The 1,001-nt window shown below is 66.8% G+C and carries 2 protein-coding genes; one reads left to right on the plus strand and one right to left on the minus strand.

What is annotated here, in order from left to right:
- Positions 1-369: TetR/AcrR family transcriptional regulator (locus tag Ato02nite_RS50815; RefSeq protein ID WP_213013947.1), on the minus strand; the 369-nt coding region annotated here is incomplete at its 3' end.
- A 43-nt stretch (positions 370-412) separates the two neighbouring features.
- Between Ato02nite_RS50815 and Ato02nite_RS50820 the strand changes: the two genes are divergently transcribed.
- A complete protein-coding gene (locus Ato02nite_RS50820) occupies positions 413-679 on the plus strand; it encodes an SCO4848 family membrane protein (protein ID WP_213013948.1) in 267 nt (88 codons plus the stop codon).
- The last annotated feature ends 322 nt before the right edge of the window (positions 680-1,001 follow it).

Raw genomic sequence — 1,001 nt, forward strand, 5'->3', positions numbered from 1 at the left:
CTCGCCGATCGCCGGGTCGAGCGTGGCCTCGGCCCAGATCTGCAGCGCGATCGGCAGGTTGCCACCCGGCAGGATCTGCGAATCGACGGCCTCGAGGATCCGTTCGAGCGACTCGGCCAGCGGAAGCCGTTCGGCGGCGATGGCCTCGATGTGCCGCTGGATGCCGCCGGCCACGGTCGCGGCGATAGCGTTGATGATCTCGTTCTTCGACTTGAAGTAGCGGTAGACCGCGCCCACCGACAGGCCGGCCTCCTGGATCAGGTCCTGCATGGAGGTGTTGTGCAGGCCCTTGCTGAGGAAGCAGGTGCGGGCGGCGGCCAGGATCTGCTCGCGGCGGGCGGTGAGATGCTCCTCGGAGACGCGTGGCATGCTCCCACTATAAAACGAACGCTCACTTTTAAAGGGTGACGATATGGTGATCACGCGGCGCTGGGCCCTGTTCCTGATCGCGGTCGGCGTCTGGACCTGGGTGATCTGGCCCCGCTTCGGCCTCGCCATCTACCGCGACGACCGATCGTTCGCCGACGGCAGCCCGACGTCCTTCCTCTGGGTGCACGCCGTGCTGATTGCCGCGTCGCTCGTGATCGGCAGCACCGTGGGCGTGCTCGGGGTGGTCGCCTGGCGGCGCCGGCCGGCCGAAGAATTCACGCCCGAGGCGGCGGTCCGGCCGAAAGATTAACGGCACGTTACGCAATGTCCGGTCAATTCGCGCTTAGATCCGCCTAAACCGGCGTTCAAGATGATCGCCGGTTGCGGCGAGATAACGGTGCGCCAACAGTCCGGGACAATCCGCCGCTGCTGTCCTGGCCTGCGGCTACGCTCCCCAACTTGAAGACTCACCGACGGGTGTCGGTGTGCATTGGAAGGAGGGCGTCTTGCGCCCAGTACGTGGGAAGCGGATCCTTGCGATTCTCGCGGCCGGTGGGCTTGCCCTCACCGCCGCCGCCTGTGGTGACGCCCCGGACGAGACTCCCAGCGGTAGCAGCTCGGCCAGCACCGCG

The organism is Paractinoplanes toevensis (assembly GCF_018332695.1).
Lineage (GTDB): Bacteria > Actinomycetota > Actinomycetes > Mycobacteriales > Micromonosporaceae > Actinoplanes > Actinoplanes toevensis.

What these genes read in the sequence shown, in the direction of transcription:
- Ato02nite_RS50820 (WP_213013948.1), top strand. Translation starts at nt 413, where the DNA reads ATGGTGATCACGCGGCGCTGGGCCCTGTTCCTGATCGCGGTCGGCGTC.